At 69.2% G+C, this 18,134-nt stretch carries 13 protein-coding genes; 4 read left to right on the top strand and 9 right to left on the bottom strand.

Annotated elements, in window-relative coordinates; all coding sequences use genetic code 11:
• The 3 genes from glgB to E0493_RS23680 are packed head-to-tail and all read right to left on the bottom strand — an operon-like array spanning position 1 to position 8,719.
• Positions 1 to 2,166 carry a 1,4-alpha-glucan branching protein GlgB gene (gene glgB, locus E0493_RS02265; RefSeq protein WP_160935303.1) on the bottom strand — a complete coding sequence of 722 codons (2,166 nt, stop codon included), beginning with the start codon at positions 2,164 to 2,166 and terminating at the stop codon, positions 1 to 3.
• On the bottom strand, positions 2,159 to 5,452 hold the full coding sequence (gene treS / locus E0493_RS02260) for a maltose alpha-D-glucosyltransferase (RefSeq protein WP_160935302.1): 3,294 nt from the start codon (positions 5,450 to 5,452) through the stop codon (positions 2,159 to 2,161). Before treS ends, glgB begins: the two co-directional genes overlap by 8 nt.
• Positions 5,453 to 5,455: 3 nt before the next feature.
• Positions 5,456 to 8,719: a maltotransferase domain-containing protein gene (locus E0493_RS23680; protein ID WP_202396858.1), complete on the bottom strand. Its 3,264-nt coding sequence runs from the start codon at positions 8,717 to 8,719 to the stop codon at positions 5,456 to 5,458.
• A 213-nt stretch (positions 8,720 to 8,932) separates the two neighbouring features.
• Between E0493_RS23680 and egtB the strand changes: the two genes are divergently transcribed.
• Positions 8,933 to 10,141 (top strand): ergothioneine biosynthesis protein EgtB, encoded by a 1,209-nt coding sequence (gene egtB, locus E0493_RS02250; RefSeq protein ID WP_160935301.1) that lies wholly within the window; start codon positions 8,933 to 8,935, stop codon positions 10,139 to 10,141.
• A 5-nt stretch (positions 10,142 to 10,146) separates the two neighbouring features.
• Positions 10,147 to 11,106: an L-histidine N(alpha)-methyltransferase gene (egtD, locus tag E0493_RS02245; RefSeq protein ID WP_235913543.1), complete on the top strand. Its 960-nt coding sequence runs from the start codon at positions 10,147 to 10,149 to the stop codon at positions 11,104 to 11,106.
• Positions 11,107 to 11,166: 60 nt separating this feature from the next.
• Here egtD and E0493_RS02240 read toward each other — a convergent pair whose 3' ends face one another.
• From E0493_RS02240 to E0493_RS02225, 4 genes are all read right to left on the bottom strand, one after another.
• The gene (locus tag E0493_RS02240; protein ID WP_160935300.1) at positions 11,167 to 11,802 is read right to left on the bottom strand and encodes a PA2169 family four-helix-bundle protein; all 636 of its coding nucleotides are present in this window, start codon (positions 11,800 to 11,802) and stop codon (positions 11,167 to 11,169) included.
• 106 nt (positions 11,803 to 11,908) lie between these two features.
• Positions 11,909 to 12,211, bottom strand: coding sequence for a hypothetical protein (locus E0493_RS02235; RefSeq protein WP_160935299.1), 303 nt, complete (start codon positions 12,209 to 12,211; stop codon positions 11,909 to 11,911).
• A gap of 313 nt (positions 12,212 to 12,524) precedes the next feature.
• Entirely contained in the window at positions 12,525 to 12,812 is a 288-nt protein-coding gene (locus tag E0493_RS02230) for a con-10 family general stress protein (protein WP_160935298.1), read from the bottom strand.
• Between the two features lie 150 nt (positions 12,813 to 12,962).
• Complete coding sequence (locus E0493_RS02225) at positions 12,963 to 13,166, bottom strand: hypothetical protein (protein ID WP_160935297.1); 204 nt, start codon at positions 13,164 to 13,166, stop codon at positions 12,963 to 12,965.
• 159 nt (positions 13,167 to 13,325) lie between these two features.
• Between E0493_RS02225 and E0493_RS02220 the strand changes: the two genes are divergently transcribed.
• Positions 13,326 to 13,733: a PRC-barrel domain-containing protein gene (locus E0493_RS02220; protein ID WP_160935296.1), complete on the top strand. Its 408-nt coding sequence runs from the start codon at positions 13,326 to 13,328 to the stop codon at positions 13,731 to 13,733.
• A gap of 90 nt (positions 13,734 to 13,823) precedes the next feature.
• On the opposite strand, the gene E0493_RS02215 is transcribed toward E0493_RS02220, so the two are convergent.
• Complete coding sequence (locus E0493_RS02215; protein WP_160935295.1) at positions 13,824 to 14,378, bottom strand: sigma-70 family RNA polymerase sigma factor; 555 nt, start codon at positions 14,376 to 14,378, stop codon at positions 13,824 to 13,826.
• A 246-nt stretch (positions 14,379 to 14,624) separates the two neighbouring features.
• Between E0493_RS02215 and E0493_RS02210 the strand changes: the two genes are divergently transcribed.
• A complete protein-coding gene (locus tag E0493_RS02210; RefSeq protein WP_160935294.1) occupies positions 14,625 to 15,578 on the top strand; it encodes a crotonase/enoyl-CoA hydratase family protein in 954 nt (317 codons plus the stop codon).
• Between the two features lie 25 nt (positions 15,579 to 15,603).
• On the opposite strand, the gene E0493_RS02205 is transcribed toward E0493_RS02210, so the two are convergent.
• On the bottom strand, positions 15,604 to 18,132 hold the full coding sequence (locus E0493_RS02205; protein ID WP_160935293.1) for an ATP-binding protein: 2,529 nt from the start codon (positions 18,130 to 18,132) through the stop codon (positions 15,604 to 15,606).
• Positions 18,133 to 18,134: the final 2 nt, after the last annotated feature.

Raw genomic sequence — 18,134 nt, 5'->3', positions numbered from 1 at the left:
TCAGCTCCCTGCGGGCACCAGCACCAGGGTGGAGAGCGCCGGCAGCTCCAGCGCCAGGGAGGCGTCCAGCCCATGCGAGGGCTCGGCCGCGGCATGCACCATGCCGCCATTGCCGTGGTTGGCGCCGCCATAGATCGCCGCGTCCGAGTTGAACACCTCGCGCCAGCCGCCGGCGGAGGGCACGCCCAGCCGGTAGCCGGAGCGTGTCACCGGCGTCATGTTGACCACCACCAGCGCCGGCACTCCTCCCTCCGGCGCCTGGCGCAGAAAGGCGAAGACACTGTTCTGCGCGTCGTCCAGCACCACCCAGCGGAAGCCGGCCGCGTCGGTGTCCAGCACATGCAGGGCGGGCATCTCGGCGTAGAGGCGGTTCAGGTCCCGCACCAGGCGCTGCAAGCCGGCATGGCGCGGCTCGTCCAGCAGGTGCCAGTCGAGCGAGCGATCATGGCTCCATTCCCGCCGCTGGGCGATCTCGCCGCCCATGAACAGCAGCTTCTTGCCGGGATGCGTCCACATGAAGGAGAGATAGGCACGCAGGTTGGCGAACTTCTGCCAGTCGTCGCCGGGCATCTTGCCGATCAGCGAGCCCTTGCCGTGCACCACCTCGTCGTGGCTCAGCGGCAGCATAAAGCGCTCGGAAAAGGCATAGACGAGGCCGAAGGTCATGCTGCCATGGTGGTACTGCCGGAAGACCGGGTCATCCTCCATGTAGTGAAGGGTGTCGTGCATCCATCCCATGTTCCACTTGAAGTCGAATCCCAGCCCGCCCTCGTCGGCCTTGCGCGTGACGCCGGGGAAGGCGGTGGACTCCTCGGCGATCAGCAGCTTGCCCGGGCAGCGCTGCTCGATGATCCGCGAGAGCTCCTGCAGGAAGCTGATCGATTCCAGGTTCTCGCGGCCGCCATGGATGTTGGGGACCCACTGGTCGTGCGGGCGGCTGTAGTCGCGGTAGAGCATGGAGGCCACGGCATCGACCCGCAGCGCGTCCACGCCGTAGTGCTCCAGCCAATGGATGGCGCTGCCGAGCAGGAAGTTCCGCACCTCCCGCCGACCAAGGTTGTAGATGTAGGTGTTCCAGTCGTGGTGGAAGCCCTCGCGGGGGTCGGCATGCTCGTAGAGCGCGGTGCCGTCGAAACGGGCAAGGCCATGCGCGTCGGTCGGGAAATGCGCCGGCACCCAGTCGAGAATGACGCCGATCCCCGCCTCGTGGAAGCGCTCCACCAGCCGGCTGAAATGCTCCGGCGGGCCGAAATCCGCCTGCGGTGCGAACTGGCCAAGCGGCTGGTAGCCCCACGACCCGCCGAAGGGGTGCACCATGATGGGCAGGAACTCGACATGGGTGAAGCCCATCCCCTTCACGTAGGGGATCAGCTTGTCGCCCAGTTCTTCCCAGGAAAGCGGGGCATTGCCATCGCCATGCATCCAGGAACCGGCATGCACCTCGTAGACGGCCATCGGCTGCCTCGCCGGGTCGCCCTGCGGGACGAGCGGCTTCGGCGGGCGGATATTGGCCGTGTCGGCGACCACCGAGCCGGTGGCGGGCGCAGGTTCGGCCTGCCAGGCCACCGGATCGGCCTTCAGGGGCAACATGCTGCCGTTCGGGTCGAGCAGTTCGAACTTGTAGATGGCGCCAGGCATCACCCGCGGGATGAAGATCTCCCAGATGCCCGCCTCGATGCGCCGCCGCATCGGGTGGCGGCGGCCATCCCAGCCGTTGAAGTCGCCGACCACGGAGGCGCGGCGGGCATTCGGCGCCCAGAGCGCGAAGCGCACGCCGCGGACGCCTTCCAGCGTCACCGGATGTGCGCCGAGGCAGCGGCCGATGTCCTGGTGGGTGCCCTCCGCCAGCAGGTAGATGTCCATCTCGCCCAGCAGGGGCGGAAAGGCATAAGGGTCCTCGGTTTCCTGGACGACGCCGTTCCAGTCGATGCGCAGCAGGTAAGGCTGCTCGGCCAGGGGACCTTCGAACAGGCCGGCAGGATGGATCTTCTCCAGCGGGCGCGCCCCGCCGCGTGTCACCACTTCGACCGAGCGGGCACCCGGCAGGAGCGTGCGCACCACCTGGCCCGCCGGCGTCGCGTGTGGACCGAGCGCGGCGAAAGGATCGCCATGGCGGCCTTCCACCAGGTCACGGATCGCGTCGGGATGCAGCGTGGTCTCAGCCATTCGGCGTCTCCTTCCCCAAAAGGCGGGTGGCGATGGCGTCGAGGCCACGCAAGGGAATGTGCAGCCAGGTCGGGCGGTTGGCTGCCTCGTAGCAGATCTCGTAAGCCGCCTTCTCCAGCAGGAAGAGGTCGAGCAGCGCCGCCTCCGCCTCGACGGGAGCCCAGCGGCGGGGGGCGGCGGCATGCACCGCCTCGTAGGCCGCCATGAAGGCGGCGATGGCGCGCTGGCGGAAGCCTTCCAGCAGCACGTCGTGCCGTTGCGTGGTTTCGCCGGGAGCGATGTGCTCGGGCGCGATGCTGGCCACGGCGTAATCGTAGGAACGCAGCAGGCCGGCGACGTCGCGCAGCGGCGACGTCTTGGCCCGGCGCGCCGCCAGCGACTTCGCGGGCTCTCCCTCGAAGTCGATGATGAAGGCGTCGCCCTGCGCCACCAGCACCTGGCCGAGATGGAAGTCGCCGTGGATGCGCGTCTTCAGCACGCCGACAGCCGCCTTGGCCCGCTCCTGGATGGCGCCAAGCAGCGCGCCACGCTCGGCGGAAAGGCGTTGGGCGCGCGCCGCATCCTCCGGATCACGCCAGTTCCGGACGTTTTCCAGCGCGCCCAGCGCGGCGAGCAGCTGGTCATGCGCGCCCTTGGCCCAGGCCTGCGCGTCCTGCTTGGCCGCCGGCTCGGGCCGGAAAGCGTCATCGTCGCATTCCTCCGAGAGCAGGGCGTGCATCTCCGCCAGGCGCCGGCCCAGCGCGGTGGCGAAGAGGGTGTAGCCGGAGAAGGCATCCTCCTGCTCGTCCGCCGGCGCCTCCGTCACCGCCATCTCGGTCACGGCACGGTTGAGGAACTGGGTGGTCCATTCCCAGCCATCCCCCTGATTGCGCACGAAGCCCTGCATCACAACCAGGGTGCGCGGCGTGCCGTCCGGCGTCACCCGCACCACCTCGCCGAGCAGAGGCGCGGTCTGCGCGAAGCCGCGTTCCGTCAGGTGGCGCGTCATCTCGGTTTCAGGGCTGATGCCTTCGGTGATGCGCCGCACCAGCTTCAGGACGGCCTGATCGCCAATGATCAGGGAGGAGTTCGACTGCTCGGCGGACAGGCGACGGATCTCGGCCTCGGCGGGAATGCTGGCGGGGTCGAAATGCGAGGTCGGCAGGAAGCGGATCTCGCCCTCGGAGAGCGGGATCACGCGGCCGTCCTTCAAGCCGCGCAGCACGCCCCAGGGCAGGGCGTCCAGCGCGAAGGCATCGGTCAGCAGGCCGACGCGGCGGCCACGGCGGACACGGGCGAGCGCGAGCTGCTGCGGCAGCGCGTCGTTGCCGATCTCCTCCTCCCAGATGATGCCGAGCGGCAGCTGGTAGCGGGCGGGACCCTTCGCCTCGGTCACCTCGACCTCGGCCAGCAGAACCTCGACGGAGGTGCCGGTCAGCGCCTCGGCGAAGGCGAGATGCGGTTTGGTCGGCGGGCCGTCCTTGCCGGCGAACCAGCGGCGCTTGGAGAGGTATTGCGGCAGGCTGTCCTGCTCGATGACCTTGCGGGGGGCAGGTGCCAGCACCTCCGCCAGCCCGCCGCGCAGGACGAGGGTGGAGAGTTCCGACATCGCCTCTGGCGCCGGCGCGTGCCAGTTCGGCATGGCTGCCTCCGTTGCGAGGAGAAACCAGTAGAAGCCGTAGGGGGGGAGCGTCAGGAGGTAGGTGAGCTGGCCGATCGGCGGAAAGGTGGAGCCGCCGAGCAGCTCGACCGGCACGCGGCCATTGAACTGCGAAAGCTCGAGCTCCACCGCCTGCGCCGTGCGCGACAGGTTGCAGACGCAGAGGATGGTCTCGCCCTCGTGCTCGCGCAGATAGGCGAGGATCTTGCGATTGCCCGGATAGAGGTAGCCGAAGGTGCCGCGGCCGAAGGCCTTGTGGCGCCGCCGCACGGCCAGCATCCGCCGTGTCCAGTTCAGCAGCGAATGCGGGTCGGCCGACTGCGCCTCCACGTTGACCGCCTCATAGCCATAGACCGGGTCCATGATGGCGGGCAGGACCAGCTTCGCCGGATTGGCGCGCGAAAATCCGCCGTTGCGGTCGGGCGACCACTGCATCGGCGTGCGCACGCCGTCACGGTCGCCGAGATGGATGTTGTCGCCCATCCCGATCTCGTCGCCGTAGTACATCACGGGCGTGCCGGGCATGGAGAGCAGCAGCGAGTTCATCAGCTCGATGCGGCGGCGGTCATGCTCCAGCAGCGGCGCCAGGCGGCGGCGGATGCCGAGGTTGATGCGCGCGCGCCGGTCGGTCGCGTAGGTTTCCCAGAGGTAGTCCCGCTCCTTGTCGGTGACCATCTCCAGCGTCAGCTCGTCGTGGTTGCGCAGGAAGATCGCCCACTGGCAGTTCTCCGGGATCGCCGGGGTCTGCCGCAGGATGTCGGTGATGGGGAAGCGGTCCTCCTGCGCCATCGCCATGTACATGCGCGGCATCAGCGGGAAGTGGAACGCCATGTGGCATTCGTCGCCCTCGCCGAAATACTGCTGCGTGTCCTCCGGCCACTGGTTGGCCTCGGCCAGCAGCATCTTGCCGGGCGCCATGCGGTCCAGCTCGCCGCGCAGCTTCTTCAGCACCTGATGCGTCTCGGGCAGGTTCTCGTTGTTGGTGCCGTCCCGCTCGATCAGGTAGGGAATGGCATCCAGCCGCAGCCCGTCCACGCCGGCCTCCAGCCAGAAGCGCATGACGGAGGTCACCTCCTTCATCACCTGCGGGTTGTCGAAGTTCAGGTCCGGCTGGTGGCTGTAGAAGCGGTGCCAGAAGTACTGGCCTGCCTCGGCGTCCCAGGTCCAGTTCGACTTTTCGGTGTCGAGGAAGATGATGCGCGTGCCGTCGTACTTCTTGTCGGAGTCGGACCACACGTAGTAGTCGCGATGCGCCGAGCCCGGCTTCGCCCTGCGGGCGCGCTGGAACCACGGATGCTGGTCCGAGGTGTGGTTGATGACCAGTTCGGTGATGACGCGGATGTTGCGCGCATGCGCCTCGGCGATGAAGCGCTTGATGTCCTGCAGCGTGCCGTATTCCGGGTGCACCGCCTTGTACTCGGCGATGTCGTAGCCGTCGTCGCGGCGCGGCGAGGGATAGAAGGGCAACAGCCAGACGGCGTCCACACCAAGTGAGGCGATGTAGTCGAGCTTGGTGATGAGTCCGGGCAGGTCGCCCACGCCATCGTCATTCGAATCGAAGAAGGACTTGATGTGGAGCTGGTAGATCACCGCATCCTTGTACCAGAGCGGATCGGCCGGCATTTCCGGCTTGGTCTTACGCGGCATGGATCAGGCCTTGTCGGCGGCGCGGACGCGCCAGATGGCGAAGGGCAGGCTATGCGGATCGAGGCGGACATGGCGATGTGTGCCGTGCCAGCGCTCCTCGCCGCCCTGCATGAGGTTCTCGGCCACCAGCGTGGCGCCATGCGGCAGGCCCATGGCGTGCTGCGGCAGTTCGAAATGCGTCTCCAGCGGCTGGTGAGGATCCATCGACACCGCGACCAGAACCACGTTCTCCCCGTCCGGCGTGGACTTCACGTAGGTCAGGATTCCCTCATGGTTGGAGGGCAGGAAGGTGGTGCCGAGATGCGTCTGCAGCGCCGGGTTCTGCCGGCGGATGCGGTTGAGCGTGGTGATCTCGGCACCGATGTTGCCGGGCCGGTCATAGTCCCACGCCTTGATCTCGTATTTCTCGCTGTCGACGTATTCTTCCTTGCCCGGCGCCAGCGGCCGGGCCTCGCACAGCTCGAAGCCGTTGTAAACGCCCCAGAGGCCGGACAGGGTCGCCGCCAGTGCGGCGCGGATCAGGTGCCCGCCCCGGCCGCTGTTCTGCAGGAAGACCGGGTTGATGTCCGGCGTGTTGACGAAAAAATGCGGGCGGAAGAAATCGGCCACCGGTGGCTTGTTCAGCTCCTCCAGATACTCCCGCATCTCCCAGGCGGTGTTGCGCCAGGTGAAGTAGGTGTAGCTCTGCGAAAAACCGATCTTCGCCAGGCGGTACATCACCTTGGGCCGCGTGAAGGCCTCGGAGAGAAACACCACTTCCGGGTCACGCGCCCGTACCTCACCGATCATCCATTCCCAGAAGGGAAGGGGCTTGGTGTGCGGGTTGTCCACGCGGAACAGCTTCACGCCTTCCTTCACCCACAGCAGCACGACGTCGCGCAGCGCGATCCACAGCGCCGGCTTGGCGCCCTCGGTGTAGAAATCGACGTTGACGATATCCTCGTACTTCTTCGGCGGATTCTCGGCGTATTTGATCGAGCCGTCCGGCCGGTAGTCGAACCAGTCCGGGTGCTGCTTCAGCCAGGGGTGGTCCGGCGAGCACTGGATGGCGAAATCGAGCGCCAGCTCCAGCCCATGCTCCGCCGCCGCACGCACCAGGCGGCGGAAGTCCTCAAAGCTGCCGAGTTCAGGATGCAGCGCATCATGCCCGCCGTCCGGGGAGCCGATCGCGTAGGGGCTGCCGACATCGTCCGGACCGGGCGTCAGCGTGTTGTTGCGGCCCTTCCGGTTCTTTTCGCCGATCGGGTGGATCGGCGGGAAGTAGAGCACGTCGAAGCCCATGTCGCGCACGCGCGGCAGGATGCGGATGACGTCGTCGAAGGTGCCGTGGCGGTTGGGATCGCCGCTCTGGGAGCGTGGGAAGATCTCGTACCAGGAGGCGAAGCCTGCGGCACGACGCTCGGAGTCCAGCTTGAAGGGCTCGGTGCGCACCTTGAACGGCCGGCTGTCCGCCTCGGTCATCAGCGCACGCGCCTCGGCCGCAGTGAACAGCGCCACCGCCGCGGCATCGTCGGCGGCGCGCAGGCGCTCGATGATGCCGGCCAGCCGCTCCGCCGCCTCGCCGGACAGGGCGGCCTGGCCCTCTTCCAGCATCTTCATGCCTTCCTGACGTTCCAACGTGATGTTCACGCCGGCGGAATGCTTCTTCCTGATCTCGTCGCGGAAAGCCTCGAAGTGGTCCACCCAGGCTTCGATGCAGTACAGGTAGCGGCCAACCCGCTCCGGCACGAAGCTGGCGGCGTAGATGTCGTTCACCACGAAGGCCATGGGCACTTCGTTCCAGGCCTGCTGGTCGGCCGGGCGCCACAGCATGCGCACGGCGATCTTGCCATGCCCTTCGGTGAACACGTCGGCGGTGACGCGCACCGCATGGCCGACGGTCCGCTTCACCGGGAAGCGGCCACCATCCACGCTGGGGCGGATTTCCTCGATGGCGATGCGGGGCGCCTCGGTTGCCGCGAGGGCGGCTCGCTGGCCCCCGCGCAAGGGCAGGCGCACCGGCGCGACGTCATGGATCGGCATGCATCGTACCTCTGCGGGGGCAAGAACCAGCCGGCCATCGGCATCGAGGCTCTCCGGCGGCACGCTGCCCGGGCGGGCGAGCGGCCCGAGCAGTTGCGCCGCCGAAAGGCGGGCCGGCCGCTGGAGCGAGGGGTTGGCCACGATCAGAATGCGCGACTCCCTGCCCGATGCAGCCGCCTCCCGCCGCAGCAGCGCAACCGGCGCGCCGGGGGCGGAGAGAACCTGCGGCGGCAGGGTGCCTGCGCCCGCCGGCAAGCCGGCACGGAGCGCGTTGACCTCGCGGACGGCGCCGGTGAGGTCGAGGCGCGGCGCGCGGCGCAAGGCCGCGAACAGTTCCGCTTCGTCGCGCCCGCGGCCCATGCGGTGCAGCGCGCCATACTCGTAGCCCATCGGTAGCATCCAGGCCGCGCCGGAAAGCGCCGCGAAGCGCAACGCCCTTTCGGCCTCCAGATCGCCGGCCGCGCGATCGGTCTGCGCGGCGAAGCGCCGCTGGGCGAAGGGTGCCTCGGGCGTCATCAGCACCGGCGCGACGGCTGCCAGGTGCTCGGCCTCGGCCGGCCACCAGCCGGCGCGGAAGTCCCACCAGGGCAGGGAGGAGGCCACCAGGTCGAAGCCGCTGCCCGCCAAGCCTTCCACCGCGCGCTGCGGCGTTCCCGGCGTCCAGGCGATGAAACGGGTGTCCGGCACCGCCTGGCGCACCGCGGTGATCAGCGGCTCCCAGAAGCGGCGGCCGCCTTCGCATGGTTCCAGGCACCGGAAGCCGCCGATGCCGGCTTGCGCCCACTCCGTCAGCCGCTCCCGCCAGAAGGTGGCGAGGTCTTCCGGCGCGGGTCGCAGCAACCGTGCCGCATGCGCCAGCTCCGCCGGGACGCGGGGGTCGGGTGGCGCATCCTCGGGAGCGCGCCAGGCAATCCAGCCGCGCGCACCGTGAAGCACCGGCGCATCGCGTGCCAGTCGGTCGGTCACCAGGTCCAGCAGAAGCGTCAGACCTTGCGCGCTTGCGGCCTCTGCGAGGCGGCGCAGCGCGGGCAGCGCCTCGCCACCGCCCAAGGCGGGATGGAGCAAGGCGTGATCGCGGGTGAGAAAGGGATCACCATCCTCGCCCGGGGCGAAGGGCGGGGCCACCGCGACGGCGCCGAAGCCAAGCGCGGCGATGCGCTCGAACTCGGCGGGCCAGGTGTCAAGCGGCCCTGCCGCCAGAGGATTGAGATAATAGATGGCGGAGGGAAATACGGCACCAGGCAACGGAATTGCGTCCTTCTTCGCCGAGCTTGCGGACAAGGTGGAGCAGGTTCTGGACCGGCCAACGTCGCGGCAACAGCCAAAGTTGCGCGAGAACCGTAAGCTGCGCCAGGGCGCGCAACCCGGTTCCGCCTGCTGCGTTCGGCCTGGGAGGCAAACGATCCGGAAGGAGCGTCCAATGCGATTTTGCCCCGGCTCAAGCCCGGCGCCGCAGTCATGCTGACGCTGGAGGAAGCCCCGCCCATTTCCCTCGCCCGGCGATGGCGGCAGGTCCGGGACCGGACAGAGGACCTCGCCGCCAGTCTCTCTCCCGAAGACCAGTGCGTGCAGTCGATGCCGGATGCCAGCCCCGCGAAGTGGCACCGTGCGCACACGACCTGGTTCTTCGAACAGTTCCTGCTGGTGCCGCACCTCTCCGGCTATCGCCGCTTCGATCCCGCCTTCGCCTACCTGTTCAACTCCTATTATGAGCAGGCGGGCCCGCGTCATGCGCGGCCCTATCGGGGCTTGCTCACCCGTCCCTCGGCGGAGGAGGTCGGCGCCTATCGTGCGCATGTGGACACGGCGATGGAGCGCCTGCTGGCGCAGCCGCTGGCGGGTGGGGTCGTGGATCTGGTGGAGCTTGGCCTCCAGCATGAGCAGCAGCACCAGGAGCTGCTGGTCACCGACCTGATGCACGCCTTCTCGTTCAATCCGCTGCGCCCCGCCCTGGCGCCGGGCTGGAGCGAGCCGCCGGCACCCTCCCGGGAAGAGGCGGCGATGCGCTCCATCGAGGGCGGGATCGTGCGCATCGGCGCGCTGCATTCCGGCTTCGCCTTCGACAATGAGCGGCCGTGTCATGACGCGCTGTTGGCGCCCTTCCGCATCTGCAGCCAGCTTGTCACCAACGCCGAGTGGTGCGCCTTCATGGCGGACGGCGGCTACCGCCAGCCGCTGCTGTGGATGTCGGAGGGCTGGGCGGCGGTGCAGCAGAACGGCTGGGACGCCCCGATGTACTGGGAGCGGGCCGGCGAGCAGCATGACGGCGCCTGGCAGCAGATGACGCCTGCCGGAATGCGGCCCCTCGATCCCACCGCACCGGTGCGGCATGTGAGCTGGTACGAGGCCGACGCCTTCGCCCGCTGGGCCGGCAAGCGCCTGCCGACGGAGCAGGAATGGGAAGCCGCCGCCCGCCGCGGGCAGCTTGCCGACGCCGGACGATTCGTCTGGGAATGGACCGGCAGCGCCTACCGTCCCTATCCCGGCTTCCGTCCGCCGGAGGGCGCGGTCGGGGAGTACAACGGCAAGTTCATGATCAACACGATGGTGTTGCGCGGCGGCTCCCTCGCCACGCCGCCCGATCATGCGCGCCTGACCTATCGCAACTTCTTCCATCCCGACCGGCGCTGGCAATTCACCGGCCTGCGCCTTGCCGACGAGGGCTGAGCCGCATGAACTCTCCGATCGTGCCCGTCACCATGGCGGCGGAGCGGCATTTCGACCCTGCCACCGCCGAGGTGGCGCTGAGGGGGCTGCGCGCCTCCCGTAAGACCCTCCCCGCGCACCTTCTCTATGATGAGGAGGGGTGCCGCTTGTTCGAGGCGATCACCCGCCTGCCGGAATACTATGTCACGCGTACCGAGCTGGCTCTGTTGCGACAGATCGGCCCGGAGTTGCGGGAACGGGTCGGCCCCGGCGCGGCGGTGGTCGAGTACGGCGCCGGCGCACCCACCAAGGCCAGCCTCTTGTTGGCGGCGCTTGACCGGCCGGCGGCCTATGTGCCCTTCGATATCGCCGAAAGCGCGGTTGTCGCGACCGCGGAGGCGCTGCGGGAGCGTTTCCCCGGGCTCGCGCTGCACCCGCTGGTCGGGGACTTCATGGATGGCGTCGCGCTCCCGGACCTGCCCAGGCCGCTGCTCGGCTTCTTTCCCGGCTCCACCATCGGCAACCTCGACCCGGAGGCTGCGGTGCGCTTCCTGGGCAAGGTGCGCGGCGCGCTGGGCGAGGGGGGGCGGTTCCTGGTCGGCGTGGACTTGCCGAAGGCGCCGGAGGTGCTGGTCCCGGCCTATGATGACGCCGCCGGCGTCACGGCCGCCTTCAACCTCAACCTGCTGCGCCGGCTGAACCGCGAAGCCGGTGCCGGCTTCGACCTCGCGCACTTCGCGCACCGCGCAGTCTGGAACGCCACCGACAGCCGCATCGAAATGCATCTGCAAAGCCGCCAGCGGCAGTCGGTCCCGGTGGCCGGCGTGCCGGTCCATTTCGAGGCGGGCGAGACGATCCACACGGAGAACAGCTACAAGCGCTCGCCGCAGGCCTTCCTCACCCTGGCCTCGCAGGCGGGCTGGCATGGGGAGGCGCTTTGGCGCGACCCCGATGGGCTTTTCTCGCTCCACCTGCTCGCCAGCTGACAGGGCCCGGGAGGAGCCGGGGCGCCCGTCCCCGGCTTTCCCTCCTGTTGGCGGGCTTTCCTAACGGTACGACCGGCCGCGCAGCAATTTGGCGGTCAGCACCGAAACGGCCGTGACCACCACGGCGGACAGGATCGGGTTGCTGGTCACGGGACGCGTCAGGCGGTTGAAGCGCGCGACGAGGCCCGGGCCGCGCATCTCGGGCGGCAGTTCCTGATCTTCGTCGTCCAGCATGGCCGCGTAGCGGTCTCGCGTGGCGCGCACCTGCCGGTGCTGCCGCTGCAGGAGCTGCCGCGCCTCGGGAGGAAGGTCCGGGGCAGCCAGCGCCTCGTCATAGGCGTCTTCCAGCGCTGCCTCGCCGCGCACCACCTCCCGCAGCACGCGCCGGCGTCCCTGGCGGAACAGGCTGCCCTTGAGGTCCAGGTAGGCCCGGTGCGCCGTTCCCAGCGCGCTGCCCTCCTTCTGCGGCGGGGCGTTCTTCTGCCGCAGCAGGGCGTCCACATCGGCTGCCATCTTCTCGCGCTTCTCCGCCAGCTCGCTGAACTCGATGCGGAGGAAGCGGTCGGCCGTCAGGTGGCGGCCCTGGTCGTAGCCGCGATGGCTGTCATGCAGGAAGGCGCTGATGCCCCGTAGCGCGGCCGGGTCCAGGCCGGCGGCCGTGGCCACCTGTTGCTCCGCCATGCTGGCGCTGTCCATGAAGGCTCTCCCTGACATCCTTGCGCTCCGCTTGTTCGAGCGGGTCCTCACAGCGGGAAAACGCCCGTGCCCGTGTTCCGTTCCAGTGGGGTGCCAATGCCTCGCCTCAGGCGCGGGTCGAGGGCGGCGGCTCCTCCGGTTCCGAGTTGCCGTAATGCCGCTGCGGGAATTCCTTCTCGGCGTCGGGCGGCACTGGCTTGGGTTTCGGATCGCCTGAAGGCGGGTTCTCCGGCGGTTCGGGATTTGGCCCGGCCGGCAGCGCGCCAGGGGCGGCCGGTGCCTGCTGCGACGGCGGAGCCTCCGGATTGAGCTGCTCCCGGCGCTTCGCCGCCTCTTTGGCCGGAGCCTGCCCGGAGGGCGTGCCCTCCGGCGGGCGGGGTGGGGTGATGTCGCTGTTGTCCAACGCCATGGCGGAACCTCCCTGGCAGTCTCGAAAAAGACGACTGGGTTGGAGATCAGGCAGCGCGGTGCAGCTTCTGCGGAGCCACCTCCGGCAACGCCGTGATCACCTCCAGCGCGCGCCGCACTGTGCCGCCGACATCCCCCTGCGCCATGAGGCGCCCCATCAGCCGTTCCGCCAGTGCGGCACGCAAGGCGCGAGAGGCCGACTCAGCGGAGGAGTGGTGGGCAGGGTTCGGGAGGGGCTTGGCAGGCACGGTGGTCTCCGGTTGCGGAAAGGTTCGGGCCGGCGGCGGCATTGCGCCGGCCCGGAGCAGGATCGTTCAGGACGTGGACTCGTCCTGGCCGCGCGCGTTCTTGCTGTGGGTCGCCTGCCCCCCCTTCCTGCCAGCCGCAGCCGCCAGGTTGCGGTCGCGCGAGAAGGACCGGTCGCTTGCCTGCACAGCCTGGCCGCCCTTGCGGCCTGCCTCGGCGGCGAGGGCAGGGTCCTGCGCGAAGCTCCGCTTCGCCGCCGGCACGCTCTGCCCGCCCTTGGAGGCGATATCGCGCTGCTTGGCCTGGTCCATCGAGGCAAAGCCTTGCTTGCCACTGCCTGTTCGTGTTGTGGACATGGTTCGGGTTCCTTTTGTGCCCGCCCGGCGAGCTTTTCCCTGCCGGGCCTGGTTGTCAGCCGCCCAGCGTCGCGGGGAGCCAGGCTTAGCTACAACCGCCCGGTCGAGGCCAAGTTCCCGATCTCCTGTGCCAGGGCGCTGTTCATCAGGTCAGACCGAGAACAGGCGGGCGACGATGAAGGCAAGGATCACCAGCACGATCGAAATGAGCAGGATCCAGCGCACATGGCCGGTTGTACGGCCCTGCCGGGCCGGGGTGGCGTCCAGCGGCTTCTCCGGCATCGGGGCGGCATGCGGTCCCGGCGGCGGATCGATGGCGCGTTCCCGCGGCGGGCGGTTGGGCGTGTCGGACATCCTCTCGGTTCCCTTCTGGCGAGGCATCTGATGCTCAAGCTCAACATGGGAAAGCCGGCAGGGCGCCAGGGTTGCAGGGAGGGGGGCGGAACTCCGGGCATGTTGCGGGGTTATAGGCATGGCGACCAAGCCAGGACGTAGCGAAGGAGGCGAGCCCCCATGTCGGAACCCATTCCTTCCGGCGGAGATGAAATCCCCCGCCGGGCGTCCTCGCACCTGATCAGCTCGGATCGCGTCGAGGGGACGGCGGTCTATGACCCCTCCGGCAACCGGCTGGGCTCCATTGAGACCCTGATGATCGACAAGGTCAGCGGCACGGTGGAATACGCCGTGCTCTCCTTCGGCGGCTTCCTGGGCATCGGAAGCTCGCATTATCCCTTGCCCTGGAACAAGATGCGCTACGACATCGGCCTTGGCGGCTATGTTGTGGACGTGACCGAGGAGCAACTGAAAGGCGCCCCCTCCTTCCACCGCGAGGAAACGGTGGACTGGTCGGACGCTTCCTGGGGAGAGAAGGTTCGGGGGTACTACGGCCCGTCGCCGTATGGGTCGCGCGACGGGCTCTAGGCCTCTGGCGCACGGCCGGGTCACCGCGGAGCACCACCGCTGGGGTCACCCCAGCGGGAGGCCCTGGCGCGAAGGTGAGGGCGGAGGCGCCTAGCCCGCCAGGCGCTGGCGGCTGTCCGCGCTGGTGCTGCGGTGAAACCGATGCGGGCTGACCGGCTGGCTCGCCTGCTCCTCTTCCAGCAGGACGAAGAGGGCTGTGCGGGCGCGGTGCACCCGGCTCTTCACCGTGCCGACCGCGCAGTTCAGGACCCGCGCCACATCCTCATATGGCAGGCCCGAGCCGGCGATCAAAGTGAGAATGGAGCGGTGATCCTCAGGAAGCCGGTGGAAGATCCGTTGGAAATCGGATAGTTCCAGCCCCTCTTCCTGCCGGGCGGAGACGGGCACCCGCTCCATCTCCCCCTCCTCCATCTCGCGGGTCAGGCGTCGCTTCGCCACGAATTCATTGAGGAAGCGGTTTCTCAGGATGGTAAATGCCCAGGCCTTGAAGTTGGTGCCGGGCTGGTAGCGGTCGGCGGAGTTCAGCATCCGGACGACGGCATCCTGCACCAGGTCATCCGCATCATGTCTGTTGCGGGTGAGAGAACGGGCATAGGCGCGCAGGTCCGCGAGGCATGCGAGCAGATCATTCTCGATCGACGGCATCTTGACCTGAGGGGTACGGGACATCTGCTCCTGGAACGTGACCGGCGGGCCAGGAGTTTCGTCCGTGCACCTGATGCCCGGCTGAGCCGGTCCGGTGCACCGCGATATCAGCGGGAGCAGAATCAGCCGAACGCTTTGCGATAGCGATAGGCGCCGACATCAGGACATTTAGGATCGCGGTGCGAAATCCGCCGAGAGAGCTCTCCGATCGTCGGCGGGCAGGCGGGTCGCATCCGGAGAATCCTCATGTTCGTTTCGAATCCCGCCCAGTCCGCTCCCCGCGCTTCCCTGGCCAGCGAGGCCGGCCTGAATGGCACCGCGCCGCTTTCTCCCGCACCGTTCACACGGAATCTTGAGCTGCGGATCGAGGAGGGCAGCCGGACCGCCTGGTGCGTGATGCGCCCGGAGGGAAAGCCCAGCTACACCCTGGAGCTGATGCAGGACGTGCACCGGATGCAGCACGCCATGGTTGAAATGTTCTCTGGCCACGAGCAGGGCGCGCCGCGGCCGGTGGACTGGTTCGTGATGGCCTCGGCGGTTCCGGGCATCTACAATCTTGGCGGCGACCTGGCGCATTTCGCCGAGCGCATTCGCGCCCGCGACCATTCCTCCCTTGTTCGCTATGGCCACATCGCGGTGGAAGCGATCCATCGCAACACCGTTGCCTTCGGCCTGCCGGTGGTGACCATGGCCCTGATCCAGGGCGACGCGCTGGGCGGGGGCTTCGAGCACGCCCTGTCCTTCGACCTGATCATCGCCGAGCGCAGCGCCAAGGTCGGCCTGCCGGAAGTCCTCTTCAACATGTTCCCGGGCATGGGCGCCTACAGCTTCCTTTCCCGCCGGCTGGATCGCCGCCGGGCCGAGGAGCTGATCCTCTCCGGCCGCATCCATACCGCCGAGGAACTGCATGCCATGGGCGTGGTGGACGTGCTGGCGGAGGATGGCGACGGCGAGGCGGCCGCGCGCGACTACATCGCCCGCCACAGCCGCAAGCACAACGCGCATTACGCCATGCTCCGGGCCCGCCGCCGGGTGAACCCGGTGACCCTGGAAGAGCTGCGTGACGTGGTGGAGATGTGGGCGGACGCGGCGATGAACCTCACCGAGGCCGACCTGAAGAAGATGGGCCGGCTGGTGGCCGCGCAGGACCGGCGCCTGGCGGGCCTGGCTTCGCCGGGCTACGCGCAGGCTGCGGAGTAAGGGCGGCGCATGCCGGCTGGTCCCGTCAGCCAGGCAGCGGAGTCCCGAGAAGGGCGTCGCGGGTACGTGCGAGGGCTTCGCGCCCACGCTCCCCCAGCGCGGTGCCCTCCCGCCGCATCACCTCGCGGTCCAGCGCGCGCCATTCCGCGCAGAGCCGGATCAGGCCGACGGCACCCAGGTTGGAAGCGCTGCTCTGCAGCGCGTGCACCTCGGCGCGGAAACGGTGCGTGTCGCCCGCGAGGGCCGCCGCGACAATGGCATCCACCACCTCCTCCGCGTCGGCGAGGAAGTCTTCCGCCAGGCTCTGCACAAAGGCGTCGCCGCCCAGCTGCCGCAGGTTCTCCACCGTCTGCTGGTCCACCAGGGGGGCGTTGGGCCGATAGCGCGGATGGACGGCCATCTCCGTGACCACCGACCGCTCCTGCGGCACCGCCCGCACCACCTCCGCGCCCGGCGGGGCGGGGCGCGCCCGCTGCTCCACCAGCTCCAGAAGCGCCTCGGGCTGCACCGGCTTGGTGATATGCCCGTCCATTCCGGCCGCGAGGCAGCGCGCCGCCGTCTCGCCGGTGGCATCCGCCGTCAGCGCCAGGATCGGCAGGTGCGGCTGGCCCAAAGCCATGACGCGGAACAGCTTGGTGGCTTCCAGCCCGTCCGTCCGGGGCATGTTCACGTCCATCAGGACGAGGTCGAGACGGTCCGCTTCCGCTTCCAGGACGTCCAGCGCCGCATCGCCATCCTCCGCGAGGACGGCGGTATGCCCCCCATGCTCCAGGATGCGGGCGAAGACCCGCCGGTTCACCGGGCTGTCGTCGGCCACCAGCACGCGCAGGCGGCGCGAGGGGCGGGCCGCCGCGGGCGTGTCCTTCTCCGCCCCGCCTGCACCGGGGCCGCTGCGCCGCGGGGCGAGGGCGAGGGCGAGGCGCAGGCCCTGCGCGAGGGTTGCGGCGCCGGCATCGGGCGCCAGCCGCACCGCACAGTCCCTCCGCTGCGCTTCCGGGGGCAGGCCCTCGGGCGCCGTGGCGCCGAGCCGCAGGCAGCGGCTCGAGTCGAGTCCCGACGGCAAGGCGCCGCTCCCGGCCGCGATCAGCAGCGTGGGCGGTGCGCCCGCGGGCACTTCCTCCGCCAGCATGTCGCTGGCGCGCGCGGCGTTCTCGGCCTGCCGCACCCGTGCGCCGAGCTGCGCCAGCCGTGCGCCGAGCGCCTCGGCCAGCTTTGGGTCCGGGCGCAGCAGCACCACCGTCAGGCCAGAAGGCAGCGGCGCCTCGGCGCCCTCCGGCGCCTCCGCCGGGGCGACCGGCACGCTGAAGCGAAAGGTGCTGCCGGTCCCGGGCGCTGATACCACCTCGATCTCGCCCCCCATGAGACGCACCAGCCGCCGGCAGATGGTCAGACCCAGGCCGGTGCCGCCGAAGCGGTTGATAATGGTCGAGTCTGCCTGGGTGAAGGCCTCGAAGATGCGCTGCTGCGCCTCTGGAGCGATGCCGATCCCGGTGTCGGAGACCTCGGCCACGAGGTGCAGGCGGCCCTCCCGCCCTTCGATGGGCGCCGCGTCCAGCGCCACCGTGATGCCTCCCTCGGCGGTGAACTTCGCCGCGTTGCCGGCGAGGTTCAGCAGTACCTCAAGAAGGTGGCGCCGGTCGCCCACCAGCCGCAGCGGGGTGCGCGGCGTCACGTGCAGGGAGAAGCGCAACCCCTTGCTGCGGCATTCGGCGGCCAGCAGCGCGCGCAACTCGGTCAGCAGCTCGCCGACCTCGAAGGCCGCGCTGGCGATCGGCATGCGCCCGGCTTCGATCCGCGAGAGGCTCAGGATGTCCTCGATCAGCGAAAGCAGGGCGCGGGCCGCGGTGTCGATGGTCCGCAGCATGTCTCCCTGGTCGGAGTTGAGGCTGGTCTCGCGCAGCAGTCCGCCCATGCCGATGATGGCGTTGAGCGGTGTCCGCAGCTCATGGCTGACACTGGCCAGGAACAGCGATTTCGCCTCGCTCGCCGCCTCCGCCTGCTGCCGCGCCTGGGAGAGCTTGTTGATCAGCGTGCCGGCATAGAGCGGCAGCAGCAGCAGCCCGAACCAGAGGCCGATCGCCAGATGGAGCTGGGCGGTCCAGAAGGCGGTGGTGGCGATGACGGTTCCGAAGCCGGCGAGCGCCGCCAGCATCGCCAGGCGGAGCCAGCGCAGGCCGAAGCGGAAGCCGTTGCCGAACACCACCCACAGGTAGATGGGGAAGAAGGCCGCGGCTGGCTCGCCACCCAGATGCAGCTGCCACGAGAGAAAGCTGCAATCCAGCAGCAGTGCCGCCAGGCGGCGCGGCAGGCAGGTGGCGGGCACCACGACGATGTGGATCAGCACCGCGCAGGCCAGCGCGATGAAGACCGCCATCCAGAACAGCGAGTCGCCGGCGCTCGGCGAGTTTCCGGCCAGCAGGGCGAGCACGATGATCCCGGCGAAGGCGAGCCGGTTGAAGCTCATCTCGTGTTCGCTGTCTGGCCGGTTGCGCAGCCGGCGCATCAGCCAGGCCAGCCAGCCGCGCTGCGGCGCCTCCCCCGGGGAGCCGCTCATTG

This window comes from Teichococcus coralli (assembly GCF_009829925.1).
GTDB classification, from domain to species: domain Bacteria; phylum Pseudomonadota; class Alphaproteobacteria; order Acetobacterales; family Acetobacteraceae; genus Pseudoroseomonas; species Pseudoroseomonas coralli.
This window is presented reverse-complemented; position numbering and strand designations above follow the sequence as displayed.

Coding starts and splice junctions, on each gene's coding strand:
- glgB (WP_160935303.1), bottom strand. CDS start 2,166: ATGGCTGAGACCACGCTGCATCCCGACGCGATCCGTGACCTGGTGGAA.
- treS (WP_160935302.1), bottom strand. CDS start 5,452: ATGCCGCGTAAGACCAAGCCGGAAATGCCGGCCGATCCGCTCTGGTAC.
- egtB (WP_160935301.1), top strand. CDS start 8,933: ATGCTGACGCTGGAGGAAGCCCCGCCCATTTCCCTCGCCCGGCGATGG.
- egtD (WP_235913543.1), top strand. CDS start 10,147: ATGAACTCTCCGATCGTGCCCGTCACCATGGCGGCGGAGCGGCATTTC.
- E0493_RS02240 (WP_160935300.1), bottom strand. CDS start 11,802: ATGGACAGCGCCAGCATGGCGGAGCAACAGGTGGCCACGGCCGCCGGC.
- E0493_RS02235 (WP_160935299.1), bottom strand. CDS start 12,211: ATGGCGTTGGACAACAGCGACATCACCCCACCCCGCCCGCCGGAGGGC.
- E0493_RS02230 (WP_160935298.1), bottom strand. CDS start 12,812: ATGTCCACAACACGAACAGGCAGTGGCAAGCAAGGCTTTGCCTCGATG.
- E0493_RS02225 (WP_160935297.1), bottom strand. CDS start 13,166: ATGTCCGACACGCCCAACCGCCCGCCGCGGGAACGCGCCATCGATCCG.
- E0493_RS02220 (WP_160935296.1), top strand. CDS start 13,326: ATGTCGGAACCCATTCCTTCCGGCGGAGATGAAATCCCCCGCCGGGCG.
- E0493_RS02215 (WP_160935295.1), bottom strand. CDS start 14,378: ATGCCGTCGATCGAGAATGATCTGCTCGCATGCCTCGCGGACCTGCGC.
- E0493_RS02210 (WP_160935294.1), top strand. CDS start 14,625: ATGTTCGTTTCGAATCCCGCCCAGTCCGCTCCCCGCGCTTCCCTGGCC.
- E0493_RS02205 (WP_160935293.1), bottom strand. CDS start 18,132: ATGAGCGGCTCCCCGGGGGAGGCGCCGCAGCGCGGCTGGCTGGCCTGG.